Source organism: Phormidesmis priestleyi BC1401, from assembly GCF_001650195.1.
GTDB classification, from domain to species: Bacteria; Cyanobacteriota; Cyanobacteriia; order Leptolyngbyales; family Leptolyngbyaceae; genus Phormidesmis_A; species Phormidesmis_A priestleyi_B.
On sequence record NZ_LXYR01000087.1, the window covers coordinates 1 to 13210 of the forward strand.

Here is a 13210-nt window from a genome sequence, read left to right on the forward strand (position 1 = left end):
AGAATTGCATCGGCTAAAACGCAGGGAGCGCTCGATTTCGCCCTTCTTGCATAGGAGTGGAGAAATTTTGCCAGTTCAACCCACTCTGATATTTAGAGTAGTCACCTGTTCTACTGGTGCCTGTAAGTGGGACAGGTGATGGTGAGGACGCTTAGTTTTACGCAAATGCCCGTGTCTAGAACACAGACTTTTTCTTCTGGGGTATGAGGAGCAACGGAACAGAAACTCCCGTTAAGGCTGAAATGCTTTAATGGCAGCCATTTCAAAAAGCACTTTTCAGTCTCAGTGAGACGTATCAATTAGTCTCTAGGTTATTTGGTACAGCAACTGAGAACGGAGTATCAAGGGTTTGAGGTGCCTAAATTCTAGGAGGTTCAACTGGTACGCCTCTTAACGGGAGTTTCTGCTCCGCTACTACTCATACCCCTAACTCTGACTTTGGCAATAATGGCGGTCGGGGCGTGACGACTAAAGATGAAGCCAACAATGGCGGCGGCATCAGCGTAACGGCTGGGAATGGCTTCAATTACCATTTCTGGTCTGGTCAGCGTGCCGAAATGAACCCCAATGATATCGCAGGAGTCTACTCAGTCTTTCAAGCGAGGTTGGTTCAAGATGATCTGACGAAACCGGACGATCGCGCCCAGGCTCACTATATCGCTAGTGGTGGTGCTGACTATTGGCGCAGTCAAGATGCAGGTTGGGCATCTGACTGGAGCAACAATGGTGGAATCAATGGCGGACGATTCAAGACCGTTACAAATGATTGGAAGAGTTTCAGCATGGAAACCCTGCCCGCCGATCAGATGATCGCAAACCCGCCACCGCTGACCGCCTAACGATCGATTACCTATAAATGAATAAGGGCTGACTACAGAAGTCAGCCCCCTATTTTCGCTTTTGACTCACTTCTCGTCGTTGATCCTGAAAGATGTAGCCGATTTTAGGGGAGGGCTGAATAACCCGATCGCGCGGCATGGGCGGTAATGAGATTTTGTCACGCAGCGTTTTGATCGCTGCAAATAGGGTCTAATCAGACAAACTGCGGCTTTTCCAGACCCGTTCTAAAATTTGTTTTTTGGGAAAGCAGTCGTTCCCGATCGAGTAGAAAGGACTCCTGGAATGTTTAGGCTTGCTTTGTATTCCCCGTTGCTCTCACCTTTCGGAACGCGAAACCGAAACACGAAAGTATAAGAACCAACCCTTTCTCATACTTCACATTCAATCTGAGTTTCCCTTTCTTCTGTCAAATGCTGCTGGGCGTTCCCGTATCTCGGCTCAACCCCCCTTGAAAGTTCAGCAGAGCTCAACCCCTATTTACCCGTCTGATCCTTTAAGGGCACTTCCGTTCCAAGCGCTGGAGGAACAGGTTGGGCCGCAGACGCAACTGTCGCATTCACGGTGACACTCTTCACCCCAGGAATTTCTTTCGTCAGTCCTGGAATCTTGTTCAGTTGATTTTGATAAACTACTGTTCCCGCAACCGTAACTGCTCCATTTTTCGCATTGATAGTTAAAGCGGCAGCAGGTAGATTAGCCTGCAACTTAGAGCGCACTTCACTCTTGATATCATCATCTGTTCTTTGCCCCTGGTCTCCACCGACTTTATTGCGCTGTTCATGTGCCCGAATATCAGAGTTGAGCTGTTTCCGCCGCACTATACTCGTGGCATTGTTCTGATTTTCCTGAGCAACGGATTTGTCAAGGGTACCCGGATTGCTAGTTGTCGAATCTGGAGCGGCATTACCAGTTTTTACCGCCCCCGTGCAGGATGTCATCCCGAAAGCGAGTAAGACGGTTAGTAGGACTGGAGTTAAACTTTTCATAACTCTGTCACCTAGGTCGAGGAAATTGGAGTAGAGGCAAGACTGACTTTGGTCACTGACCTCACTTCTCTAGTCCACTGTAAAGTGTTGTAGTAAACGTCCTTCCTAAGAGGGAATCTCACTTGAATGCATTGTGAGAACCCTGTCAACTTAACCGGGCACGTTCAAAATTAAGCCCGATCATTCCTGAATCGTCAGATGCACTGAGACTATGCGGCAGAATTTAGCCCAGCAACTTCTCGCCAATCTTGAAAGCGTTGGCGCAGTTGTTCGCGATAGCGTTTGGTGGTGAGGTGATGTTGTTTTGGGTGGAAGTGGGGTCGAGTTTAACTCAACCCCATTAAGGGTAGATTCCCTGCCCCTGGGGGCGTAAGAAGTACCAAAAAAGTGGCTGTTCATACTCCGTCCGCTTGCGGCGGAGCCTTTGATCCCCCTCTTACCGTCCTGTGCACAAGCAACCGCTATAAACCTCAGAATGCTTCACAGAAAATCCTTAAAGCACGGACAATTCCTTAAAGCTTTGTCGATGGGAAGCACCGAGTAGACGTGGTGGTCGCTGACGCGCCCTATCATGAGCAAAGTCCCAACTCAAAGCCACTCAGAGATGAAGCCAGAACCATACCACCCAGATCAGGCACAGCGTAGGAGGCTGGTCAAGAAGCTGCCCGAGGTGACTGTCTTATTCTGGATAATCAAATTGCTCACGACAGGGATGGGCGAGACGACTTCCGATTACCTCGCCCACCAGATGAACCCGCTTTTTGCAGTGGCTCTTGGGGGAGGTGGTTTAGCCGTGGCGTTACTCATCCAGTTTGCAGTCCATCGCTATCTTCCCTGGGTCTACTGGTTGGCCATTACGATGGTCGCGATTTTCGGCACGATGGTGGCTGATGCCATCCATGTTGGCTTAGGTGTTTCGTATCTCAGCTCAACCGCTGGCTTTTCTGTGGTGCTGAGCCTGATTTTTGCCGTTTGGTATCGGAGCGAGAAAACGTTGTCGATGCAGCAGATCACCACAGTTCGGCGCGAGTGCTTTTACTGGGTTACGGTCATGATTACGTTCGCACTGGGCACAGCCGCTGGCGACATGACAGCCTCCACGCTGGGGTTGGGTTACTTCACGTCAGGATTGCTGTTTGCCGGGTTGTTCGCTCTACCAGTGATCGCCTACTGGCGCTCAGGAGGCCACGCGGTTGGGGCTTTTTGGCTCGCCTATATTCTGACTAGACCCCTGGGTGCTTCTTTCGCCGATTGGCTTGGTAGAACTCAAGACCTTGGTGGTGTGGGCTTTGGTACAGGACGGATCAGTCTGGTCTTAGCGATGCTAATCGCTGGTCTTGTGGCTTATTCCACCCATAGCAAAGCCCGTGTTGGTTTGCGCTCATAGCACACAGTTAGCGACCGCCCCTAGCAGTCGGCTGCTAGGTGTCATGGATGGCTCGTTTCTCCCCAAAAGTGGGAGAGCTACGGCGGGAAGTGACCGCTATTGGAATGGCTGTGCCAGTCGGGTGGAGACGAGACTAGAGGTGTCGGTGATTGGAGCGGTGAAGGTCGAAACTGCCATAGCGTATGCGTTACCCGCCCAGCAGACTCTGACCCACACCGAATTGCCTGCCGAAATTAGCCGGATGGATCAGTCTCTCTATCACCTCGAACAGGTACGTCCGCATCTACCGTCGCAAGTCCGGTCTATCTAATTGTCGCGCCATAGGAGATGTAAATATCCAGGCATTGTGTTATTAATCTCTGTGAGAAGGCTGCTTTCAGCCTCTAGCCACCCTAAACTCGAGGTCTTGCAGAGCTATGAAAAAGGTTTTCAGCATTCCAGCCGGACTTTCTATGGGTATAGCAGCCGTGATGCTGCATCAACCCGCCCAGGCGCAAACCCGAAGCTGCACTTCCTTGAGGGAAGTTTCCACCCATCAGCGCTCGATTCGGAAGGTCATTACTCTGAACAACACCAACGCAAACACTGATTTTGCTGTGCCCACTGGCACACGTTTTAAGAGCTATACCGCTCAAGTAACCCCTGAAAACAATTCTCACTACGGGATTGAAGTGAATCTCAAATACAACGATGGTTCATCCTCGAAGGCGGTGTCGCGCTCGGTCGAGGCAAAACGGTTTTACCGCTACGACCAGTCTTTCCGAACGCTGACAAATCGGCAACCTTATCAGATTAATACTCGGATTACAGGCGACCGAAATACTGCGTATCAAGTTTCCGTTTTTGGGTGCCAGTAGCTGTAGGGACCTGCAATCCTAAATCGTCAACCGTGCAATCATCGCAGGTTCAAACCAAGATCGGGTCAGCACAGAAGAGGGGAAATATAGCACGTTTAGCAATTAGCTATACACAAACAAAGAGCCCGAACCGCCTCTCACGAACGATGGTTTGCGCGACTCTTTAAGTCATGTATGGCTAATTGCTAAACGTGTTTAATTTTCCGAATTCTGGGCTGACCCTAATATGCCTTTGGGAAGACGTAATTAGAAGGTTGCTGAATTGGCTGTTTCAAAAACTACAGTTTAGACTCTAGAGGCATCTACTTAAACATCATTGAAAACACATGGAGTCTTATTCGCTCGACTCGAATAACTGGGTTGGGATACTGTTGCGGCTAGGTTTGGCCCTCACAATGGGCGGTGCGATCGGGTGGAATCGCCAACGACGACACAAGCCAGCAGGGTTGAGAACTCATATGCTGATTAGCATCGGAGCTGCTCTGTTTGTCTTGATTCCCTTGCACAGCAGTGTCCATTCGGGCGACGCAGCTAGCCGTGCGATTCAAGGAGTCGCTACTGGGGTCGGCTTTTTAGGAGCCGGAGAAATCTTGCATCTGTCGCGTTCCAATAGTTCTAACCCCAAAGTTACAGGACTCACCTCTGCCGCTTCGACGTGGGTAACGGCGGCGCTAGGAATTGCCTCAGGCTGGGGCTGGTGGCAACTTGCTGTCTCAGGAACCGTCATGACCTTAATGACCCTGGGCTTCATTAAGATGCTAGAGGAAAGCTCGTTTGTTCGTCTAGACAACGGAGACGACTAAACTTTATTACCAGGTTGTACAGTGCCAAATTAAGGCTCTTCCAAGCTTTTGGTGAAGATGGCAGAGATCGCCAAGCCACACAACGCAAATTCTACCTTTCAGGGCAGTGCAAAGACCTCGATCACCAAAAGCTTGGAAGAGCCCAAATTAAATGACATCGAGACAAATTAGTTGTTAAGTTTGGGAAATTGAGAGCGTGATGACAGGAGAAGCCTGAGTGAGCCAAGGATTTGCGTTTTTGATTTTGTTCATCGCTGCTGGTTTAGAAGCTGGAGGTGATGCTTTAGTCCGAAAGGGATTGCATAGTCCAACTTTGGTAAAGCAAGTTGAATTTATTCTCTTGGGCAGTGTTACGCTACTGGGCTATGGGGTTGTGGTGAACTTGCCAGCTTGGGATTTTGGCAAGCTGCTAGGGACTTATGTCACCCTATTTTTTCTAGTCGCTCAATTGATTAATTATTTTGGTTTTGGTCAAGAACCTAGCATTTCGATCCTAGTGGGTGGCGCTTTAATTATTTTAGGTGGACTAATTATTACGTTCTGGAGAGCCTAAGTAGGATTGGGTTTAACCAACCCCTGGATCGGGCGACACGACAAAGGAGGGACACGGCAAACTCAAAGTAGACTGAACAAAAGTTGTCCGGGTGAAGTGTAAACCTGCGGCAAAAAATCAATGATCGGGTGAATCTCGATCGAGCTACTTAAAAGCGACTGACTAGCAGAGTACGCACTTTTTGCCCTGGTACGCAGCGTTGCAATAGTCTTGGTAAACGGGGGTTGTAAAAGACTATCGCGGAGAGGAGAACGCGCGATCGCGTCACTTATAGCCATCGCCACTTTGCTTAGGACATTTTTGGTAGTGTGCTTCGCGTGCTGCCAAAAATGTCCCTGTCCTAACCTATGTGGCGGTAGCTATAAAAGCAGAATCACTAAATCGGGCGACTCTCCCAAAAATTGAACAGAAAGCGCGATTAGGTTTTATCTTCTAGAAACCCATCGAGCTTGTGAACACGCTGCCACGGGCTGAAATCATTACGCCGCCTAGCTGATCGCTCGATCGCCTGTGCGGCGTGTTCTATTTAATAGCTAAGCATTTATACTCATCAGTCTTATGCGAGACTCATGAGTCTTAGGTTAATAGCGTCAACCATCAGCTGGAGTGAGTTTTGCGGTTCACTCTGGGCTTGAGTTTAACTCAACCCCTCTCGTGTTCCGAAAGGTGAGAGCAACGGGGAATACAAAGCAACCCTAAACATTCCAGGAGTCCTCTCTACTCGACCAAGAACGCCTGATCACGCCAGAACCCGGCAGTCACATGACTGCCGGGTTCTGGCGTTTAAGTCATGGTAAGTGAGAGTAGCTCAAGCGCAGTCTTACTTTCTGTCTTTAGTAATGGCTTGACGCACTTCAGCAATTGCTTTGTCGGTATCTTTAAGGGCTTCTACCCGCTCACCACTGTAGTCATGTGCGCCCTTTTGGAGGGCTTTGCGCGCTTGTTCCAGTGCGCGTAAAGCAGCTTGAAGTTCAGGGTGCTTTTCTTTACCATTGGGCATTGCTGACATCGTCTTGTGCATGGTCGCTGGCATCATTTGGGCGGCTGCAACTTGTGGTAGGACAGCAGCACCAGCGAGAACGGTCAAGGCGGCGAAGGCACCTGATAGGCGAGTTACGGATGGCATCGTGTATTAGTTCCTTGTGTATTAAGGTCTGTCCTTTAGATAGACTGCCCTCACCGAATAAAGTTCAAATATTGAGTCGTTAAATCTACTGAACTTTGGGCTGGCTCGAAAAGACTCAAACAAAGACCGCTCGCCACATGGCATGACTTGGGGGCTTTGTATTAGGATTGAGCCGAGATCCGTGCGAAAGTTTATCATATGGGTACTTAAGCTCTGCTAAGTAAAGCTTTCAGCGTTTGACTCAAAACATAACGATTTTTGTCGGCTAGCTGCCGGTCGAGCAGAAGGGCGACGACAGAATGCGGGGCAGAAACGAATTGCACGCCGACATACGGGCAAAAAAGTGCAAGAGGGGCTGAAAAGCTATGCCTGGATTGAGTTTCAGAAAACCTGCCCAAGAGAGTTCGAGGGATGGGACTTCTGTCAAGGGAGCAGCGAAACATTAGCGCTCCGTTTGAGCAAGAGGTTAGGTGTCGTCGCCTGCATTTCGAGAGGCGTTCAACTCAACATATCCGCACTTGACGCAGCGGTAAGCTTGTACTTTAGTCAAGCTTCTTTTAACTCTCTCGAAGGCAGCCCTTTTTCGTTTGCCAGTCTCACCCCGAAGCAACATAAATCCAAGGGGTGAAGGGAGATCGGGGTCGTGAATGGACCACATATAGAGGTGTGGCGTATCTTGATTGGATAGATTTCCAAGTTCCATCTCGCTGGAACATCGTAGACACTTCAAGGCACTATGCATTACCACCTCCGTAAAATTATGGCTTAACTGTAGTGACCTGCAATCATAAACCGTCAAACCTGCAATCAAGACATTTTCAAACCAGGATTAAGGGTTCTCAGTAGTAATGGATACTGGTGGCGAATTAGAAAAAGAAAAAGAAAAAGAAAACGCTCTGAAACCTTGATTCTCTCGTTGATTCAGTATTGAAAGTCCCTAATGTTACAACCACTTCTCTGATTGGGTTTCAGCAGTTGTCTATTTTCCTCTGGTGAATTCGCCAACAGTATCAGTAATGGAACCGTTCTTTGCCTTAAAGCTGTAACGCTCTCCCAGCAAGGTATTCTCTTCGCTTGTGCTCGCTCACCCTGATCCCACAGCTTCGCTAAACCATCACTTCTACTGATATCTCAACTAAGCTTGCATACCTGCTGAACTGGCAGAAGTTCCTCACAAAATCAAGGCTTTCAGCCCCTCTCTTCTGCAAAGATTACGGGTGTAACATGAGCAAAAAAGTCCAGCCTTAGTCCAGACCTATGTAGTATGCCGTCAAAAGACATCAGTAGAAATTATCAGTTTGCCGCTGAAATACTCTTAAGGCAAAGAACGGTTCCATTGCTACTGAGACCCCTCAATCCGCGTCAAGTGCGAGACTTTGCGAAAGCGACGGGGAAACGAGCCAAAACCGATGCCCTTGATGCGGCAGTGCTGGCTCATTTTGCTGAAGCAATTCAACCGAGCGTGAGTACGATCGCCGATGAAGACTCTCAGCATATGGCTGAGTTCTAAGTACAGGACAAAAAGCCTGAAAAGCCCTCCCATCATAGCTTTTAGCTAAAACGGCTGAAACCTTTGCTGCACTAGCGTTTTAGCAGAGTTCGTCCTCCCGTTTTCCATTTTTTGTCCTGTACTTAGGGCTGAGTTAGTCGCCCGTCGTCGCCAAATTGTGGAAATGCTGACAGCAGAGAAGAATCGCCTAGGGACGGTTCGCGGTTCTGTGCGACAAGACATCGAAGCCCACCTGGAGTGGTTAGAGAAACGCTTAGAAGAGCTAGAAGCCCAGCTTCAGCAAGCAATTCGGCAAAGTCCACTGTGGCTCGAACGGGTCAATCTGCTCAGAAGCGCACCGGGTGTGGGGGAAGTCACATCGAGTACGCTTCTAGTGAACCTGCCAGAGTTAGGCAGTTTAAGTCACAAGCAGATCAGTAGCTTGGTGGGAGTCGCTCCGCTTAATCATGACAGTGGTAAACATCGAGGCAAGCAGGTGATTTGGGGCGGACGTGCTCAAGTCCGAGCGGTGTTGTATATGGCAACCCTGGTGGCAAGTCGGAGCAATCCAGTGATCAAGGCGTTCTACGAGCGACTTTGCCAGAAAGGTAAGCCGAAGAAGGTCGCATTGACCGCCTGTATGCACAAGCTCTTGATCATCCTCAACGCGATGGTTAAAAGTGCCACCCCTTGGCAACCCAATCTCGTCGAACAGGCTTGACTTTTCAGACAATCGCTTCTGCCAGTTCAGCAGGTGTGCAAGCTTAATTGAGATATCAGTAGAAGTGATGGTTTAGCGAAGCTGTGGGATCAGGGTGAGCGAGCACAAGATAAGAGAACACCTTGCTGGGAGAGCGTTACAGCCTTAAGGCAAAGAACGGTTCCATTGCTACTGAGACCCCATCAAGAAGCTCCTATTGAGGAGGCAAAATCGAACATCTCTAAGCCCAATCTACCTGCTAAAGATTTGATGTTGGCGATCGCTATGTTGGCAGAGTGGATGGAGGAAAACCCCGAGGTCGAAGCGGAGAAAATCTATGAAAAATACAACGCTCGTCGTAAAGGGTTTAGCCGTCCTGAAATTCGCTTTCTGCTCACCCAACTGGCAAATCTAACCGACCCCTGACCCAGTGACCCACCGACCAAACGATAGTGACCCGCCCTATGGGTCAAGCGGGTCAGGGGTCGGTCGCCACGTTGGGTCAGTTTGATGGGTCAGATGAGCGACCATCATTAGACCGCTCTACAAATCTCACGCCAAACTATTAGAAGGGCGAAACTAACCAGCGATCGCCCTTGCTCAGCCCAGCATCTTGCTCAGGTTCTCCAGCCTTTTTTGGAGCCTGACTAATTCTTTCCCCCGCTGGATTGCCGCTTCTGTAGCTGCAATTTCCTTGAGAGGAATGTATTGAGATTTCTGCCCATTCGATAGAGTTTTGCCCCGCCCTGATCGCAACCTCGCATACTTGTAGCTGGTCTGTGATTGGTTGGATGCTGTGCCCCCCGCAGCCGCCCTATCGAGTCGCACTCCGGTCAACACATCGCCTTCATTTTGGAGGTCTGCGATCCGGATGATGATTGCGTTTCGTTCGGCTTGAGGTCGCCTCATTGCTTTTTCATTCATGTAACATTGCTATCTAATATCAATGATAGCACTCAATGTTACATGAATGAATCGTTCAGTTTGAGAGCGGCGAACGGGTTCCCCGCAGCGAAGCTGTTCTCCCCTGCTACACCGCGAAAGAGAAGACGGATCGGCAGACGTAAGACATCACGCATTACGCAATCTGCAATCGTTTGATGGTGCCCCTAACAGTCGTGTGCTGCCACTTACCACTGCGCTTAGTTGGGCTAAAAGTAGGTTGATGTCTCCTGCTTAGCCTGAAAATAATGATAGAGATTAGAGATCGTATAGTCTGATGCAGCTTGCAACTGATCCATAGTCAGCGCTTTTAACCCATTGTTTTGTGCTTGCTGACTAATCACAGAAGCATACTCTAGTCGCATATCGGGAGCCATCATTAGTCGAAGTTGATTGCACAGAGTTGCATTGTTTGATTTTGACTGAAGTTCTTCATAGAGAGTTTGCTCTGGAGGCACTTCTAACAAAGCCTCTGTTTCAATCATTTTTAGGTCAACTGGATTAAGTTCAGAATTATTCAAAAGTCTGATTTCGTCCGAATCTAGTGTTTGCACCCAGTCAATTTGGGTTTGCCAGAGATTGAGAGCTTGCAAGTCGTGGTCGTGGATGCGAACCAACTCAGGGAAGAGAAAGTCAAGTTCGGCTTGAGAGTTGATCTGGTTAACAGCCGCAAGGGAATCCTGACGAATAGTCGTACAGAGTGCAGTCAATCGATGGCTGACACTGGTTGGTTCGCCTTGCAGTTGATAGGTAAAAGCGATCGCTTGTTGAATCGCCCAAACACACTCACGACGGCGAATATAGCCAGCCGCGTTTGTGTTATTGAGTAGTTGAGGGTTGTCGTAGTCTGCTAATGCTTGAAACATCATGTCGCGAACTGAGTTGATGTCAGCATTCCGACGAGCTAAATCTTGAACTGTGAGCGCCGATTGCAGACGAATAGTCGCCTGGTTGAATAGCCCATAGGCTCGCGCCAGAATCGTGCGGTGATGGCGAAACTCAACGTCTTCAGCGACGCGATCGATATGCTCAATCACCTCTAACCCTTGGTCACGCAATGCCTGCTTGAGGTTAATAAAGCCGTCTTTGACCTCTAATCGCAAAGCTGCAACATCTTGACGAAGTTTTAGCGTTTGATAGAGATTTACGGCGGCAAGGGCAGCCGTTGCTACAACCCCAACCCCAATCACCGCAGTAGTTGCTTGCAAAAGTGGCAGGCTGGAAAATCCTGTCAATGGGTTTAGTCCTATAACCCCGACCGCCTGTCCTGCGAAACGACCTGTTACCGCATCTCGTACAAGACCTAGTGGCACACCGCTTTTAGAAAAAACCTGGACTAGCTTACCTGTATCAAGCCCTAGTTGAATCGCTGCCGGAAATTGAAAAAGCATACTTGTGTAGTGGTTGGGGATTGTTCAAAAACTGAATGGTTGTAAGGTCTAAGCCAAAAAATCATCAAGCTGAGACTGGAAGGCGACTAACTTAGAGTGCTGGTCTTGATACCACTGACGTTCTGCTGCAACTTCGTTCAGTGTTGACGTGTGCACGGCTTCTGAATCGATTAACAACGAATTGAGCAGAGCCATGTACTGGCGGGTGACAGCTTGAATTGCCTCCAGTCTTTGATCGAACACGGGGTTGAGCCGAGATACGGGCAAAAAAGTGCAAGATGGGTTGAAGAGCTATACCTGGATTGAGGTTCAGAGAAATCACTGAAGAAAGTTTCAGTTTTGAGGACTTCTGTCCAGCAGAGCAGGAGTGCAAAGTGATGAGACTGCCCTATTTGCATGACAGCGACGGGATTGTAAGCCTTTCTGAGAGTGCGATGACCGCTCTCTCAGTCTCATGAGTTTGGGACGTTCTGGCGTACTACAAACCTGTCATTGAGTCCAGCTTTAGTCCAGTCCTTTTCTGAGACTACTTGTCTCGGTTTAAGACAGTGAGCCAGCATGAGAATTTATTAGGCGAAACCGACCCGCCAGGATTTATTCTCACAGGATTCCTTTGCTCACAGCAGCTCAATATGACTAGCCTGGAACGGACTGTCTATCCCATACTCAAAACGTCTTTAACTCCCAAAGAGCTTGCTGAACGGTACACTCCAACTTCATCTGAGGTTGAATTTGCTCAATCCCAAGCCCGCAGCACTCGGGGACAACTGAGCGTATTAGTCATGCTGAAAGCGTTCCAACGATTGGGTTATTTCCCCGCAGTAGCAGCTATCCCCTCCCCGCTCATCCAGCATCTACGCACCTGCTTGAGTCTGCGAGACTCCGTTTCGACGCTATCTTCACTGCGCTCACTGCGTTACTATCAATCTGCCATTCGCTGCTATTTGGATGTGAAGCCCTATGACCAGAACGCCCAAGTCGATTTAGCCGCGCAAGTTGCTGACGCAGCGCTCACGAAGGATCACCCTGCCGATTTGATTAATGTCGCAGTTGAGTGGCTGATCAAAGATCGCTACGAACTGCCTGCCTTCAGCACGTTGGATCATCTCGTCAGTCACCCCCGCTCCATCACCAATACCCATCTATTTCAGCAGATCTCAGACGGTCTATCGGCAACTGAACAGACTTACCTGGATCAATTACTGCTGAGTGAATCGCCAGAAATCCAGGCATCGCTCAATCTGCTCAAATCCCCTCCCAAAAGCGCGACATTTGCTCACTTAACCCAGTTACAAATCAAGTTTAGTCAGTTGATGACCTTCGGGGATGCACAACGCCTGTTGACAGGACTTCCCAGCACCAAGCGGCAATCTTTCGCAGCGCAAGCCAAAGCCCTCGACAGTTCTGAACTGCGTCAGCATCAACCCCAAAAACGCCGAACCTTGCTGCTGTGCCTGCTTTATCAAGCCCAAGTCCAAACCCGTGATTACTTGGTGGAGATGTTTCTCAAGCGGATGCAGATGATTCGGAACCAGGCAAAAGCGCGACTGGTGCAATTGCGCGAGTCACACCTGAGCCAAACTAAAACACTACTGGAGCAGTTTGCTGAAGTCCTCACGGTTTCCTCCCATTCAGACTCGGAAGCCGCTCTAGGGCAACAAGTGCAACTCGTTCTGGAACGACATGGCGGTGCGAAACAACTGCTTGAGCAATGCGAGGAGATCGCGACCTACAACAGTGACAACTACCGACCGCTGCTGTGGCGCTTCTATCAGCATTACCGGAAGCAACTGTTTCAGTTGGTGCGCTCACTGGACATTCGTTCCACCAGTCAAGACCAGTCTCTGGTTGAAGCCGTGCAGTTTATCTTGGGTCATGAACATCGCCGCAGTCAGTGGCTACCCGCCGTCCCCGATCTCTCTTTCATCAGTGATCTCTGGCGACCGTTAGTCGTCGATGGGTCAGGAGAATCTCAGCGTTTGGCACGACGACCGCTAGAAGTGTGCGTCTTCAGCTATCTGGCACTGGACTTGAAGACGGGCGATGCCTGTGTCGTGGGTTCAGAGAGCTATGCGGACTTCCGCGAGCAACTGCTTTCGTGGCAGGAGTGTGAACCGCAACTGACGCAATACTGTG

At 49.4% G+C, this 13210-nt stretch carries 15 protein-coding genes; 10 read left to right on the forward strand and 5 right to left on the reverse strand.

What is annotated here, in order from left to right; genetic code table 11:
- Window positions 1–461 precede the first annotated feature (461 nt).
- Window positions 462–839, forward strand: coding sequence for a hypothetical protein (locus A8707_RS24100; RefSeq protein ID WP_068819728.1), 378 nt, complete (start codon window positions 462–464; stop codon window positions 837–839).
- A 474-nt stretch (window positions 840–1313) separates the two neighbouring features.
- On the opposite strand, the gene A8707_RS24105 is transcribed toward A8707_RS24100, so the two are convergent.
- Window positions 1314–1826 (reverse strand): BON domain-containing protein, encoded by a 513-nt coding sequence (locus A8707_RS24105; protein WP_068819730.1) that lies wholly within the window; start codon window positions 1824–1826, stop codon window positions 1314–1316.
- Between the two features lie 604 nt (window positions 1827–2430).
- Between A8707_RS24105 and A8707_RS24110 the strand changes: the two genes are divergently transcribed.
- From A8707_RS24110 to A8707_RS24130, 5 genes are all read left to right on the forward strand, one after another.
- On the forward strand, window positions 2431–3213 hold the full coding sequence (locus A8707_RS24110; RefSeq protein WP_068819732.1) for a COG4705 family protein: 783 nt from the start codon (window positions 2431–2433) through the stop codon (window positions 3211–3213).
- Complete coding sequence (locus tag A8707_RS24115) at window positions 3194–3523, forward strand: hypothetical protein (protein ID WP_156518846.1); 330 nt, start codon at window positions 3194–3196, stop codon at window positions 3521–3523. The genes A8707_RS24110 and A8707_RS24115 overlap by 20 nt, the downstream gene beginning before the upstream one ends.
- 106 nt (window positions 3524–3629) lie before the next feature.
- Window positions 3630–4070, forward strand: a complete 441-nt coding sequence (locus tag A8707_RS24120; RefSeq protein WP_068819735.1) for a hypothetical protein — start codon at window positions 3630–3632, stop codon at window positions 4068–4070.
- Between the two features lie 371 nt (window positions 4071–4441).
- Window positions 4442–4873 carry an MgtC/SapB family protein gene (locus A8707_RS24125; RefSeq protein WP_231948444.1) on the forward strand — a complete coding sequence of 144 codons (432 nt, stop codon included), beginning with the start codon at window positions 4442–4444 and terminating at the stop codon, window positions 4871–4873.
- Window positions 4874–5090: 217 nt separating this feature from the next.
- Window positions 5091–5426 (forward strand): hypothetical protein, encoded by a 336-nt coding sequence (locus tag A8707_RS24130; RefSeq protein WP_068819739.1) that lies wholly within the window; start codon window positions 5091–5093, stop codon window positions 5424–5426.
- 820 nt (window positions 5427–6246) lie between these two features.
- Here A8707_RS24130 and A8707_RS24135 read toward each other — a convergent pair.
- On the reverse strand, window positions 6247–6552 hold the full coding sequence (locus tag A8707_RS24135; RefSeq protein ID WP_068819741.1) for a hypothetical protein: 306 nt from the start codon (window positions 6550–6552) through the stop codon (window positions 6247–6249).
- Between the two features lie 1336 nt (window positions 6553–7888).
- Between A8707_RS24135 and A8707_RS30400 the strand changes: the two genes are divergently transcribed.
- The 3 genes from A8707_RS30400 (at window position 7889) to A8707_RS24155 (ending at window position 9167) form a co-directional block, all read left to right on the forward strand.
- A complete protein-coding gene (locus A8707_RS30400) occupies window positions 7889–8062 on the forward strand; it encodes an IS110 family transposase (protein ID WP_197485019.1) in 174 nt (57 codons plus the stop codon).
- A 163-nt stretch (window positions 8063–8225) separates the two neighbouring features.
- Window positions 8226–8762, forward strand: coding sequence for a transposase (locus tag A8707_RS24150; protein ID WP_068819747.1), 537 nt, complete (start codon window positions 8226–8228; stop codon window positions 8760–8762).
- Window positions 8763–8927: 165 nt separating this feature from the next.
- A complete protein-coding gene (locus A8707_RS24155; RefSeq protein ID WP_068819749.1) occupies window positions 8928–9167 on the forward strand; it encodes a hypothetical protein in 240 nt (79 codons plus the stop codon).
- A gap of 174 nt (window positions 9168–9341) precedes the next feature.
- On the opposite strand, the gene A8707_RS24160 is transcribed toward A8707_RS24155, so the two are convergent.
- The 3 genes from A8707_RS24160 to A8707_RS28640 form a co-directional block, all read right to left on the reverse strand.
- Window positions 9342–9650: a hypothetical protein gene (locus A8707_RS24160; protein WP_156518847.1), complete on the reverse strand. Its 309-nt coding sequence runs from the start codon at window positions 9648–9650 to the stop codon at window positions 9342–9344.
- 242 nt (window positions 9651–9892) lie between these two features.
- The gene (locus tag A8707_RS24165; protein ID WP_068819753.1) at window positions 9893–11074 is read right to left on the reverse strand and encodes a hypothetical protein; all 1182 of its coding nucleotides are present in this window, start codon (window positions 11072–11074) and stop codon (window positions 9893–9895) included.
- Window positions 11075–11122: 48 nt separating this feature from the next.
- Window positions 11123–11341, reverse strand: a complete 219-nt coding sequence (locus A8707_RS28640) for a hypothetical protein (protein ID WP_156518848.1) — start codon at window positions 11339–11341, stop codon at window positions 11123–11125.
- Window positions 11342–11706: 365 nt separating this feature from the next.
- Between A8707_RS28640 and A8707_RS24170 the strand changes: the two genes are divergently transcribed.
- On the forward strand, window positions 11707–13210 hold a 1504-nt coding region (locus tag A8707_RS24170), incomplete at its 3' end, for a DUF4158 domain-containing protein (RefSeq protein WP_197485021.1).

Coding starts and splice junctions, on each gene's coding strand:
- A8707_RS24105 (WP_068819730.1), bottom strand. CDS start 1,826: ATGAAAAGTTTAACTCCAGTCCTACTAACCGTCTTACTCGCTTTCGGG.
- A8707_RS24120 (WP_068819735.1), top strand. CDS start 3,630: ATGAAAAAGGTTTTCAGCATTCCAGCCGGACTTTCTATGGGTATAGCA.
- A8707_RS24110 (WP_068819732.1), top strand. CDS start 2,431: ATGAAGCCAGAACCATACCACCCAGATCAGGCACAGCGTAGGAGGCTG.
- A8707_RS24135 (WP_068819741.1), bottom strand. CDS start 6,552: ATGCCATCCGTAACTCGCCTATCAGGTGCCTTCGCCGCCTTGACCGTT.
- A8707_RS24150 (WP_068819747.1), top strand. CDS start 8,226: ATGCTGACAGCAGAGAAGAATCGCCTAGGGACGGTTCGCGGTTCTGTG.
- A8707_RS24160 (WP_156518847.1), bottom strand. CDS start 9,650: ATGAGGCGACCTCAAGCCGAACGAAACGCAATCATCATCCGGATCGCA.
- A8707_RS24165 (WP_068819753.1), bottom strand. CDS start 11,074: ATGCTTTTTCAATTTCCGGCAGCGATTCAACTAGGGCTTGATACAGGT.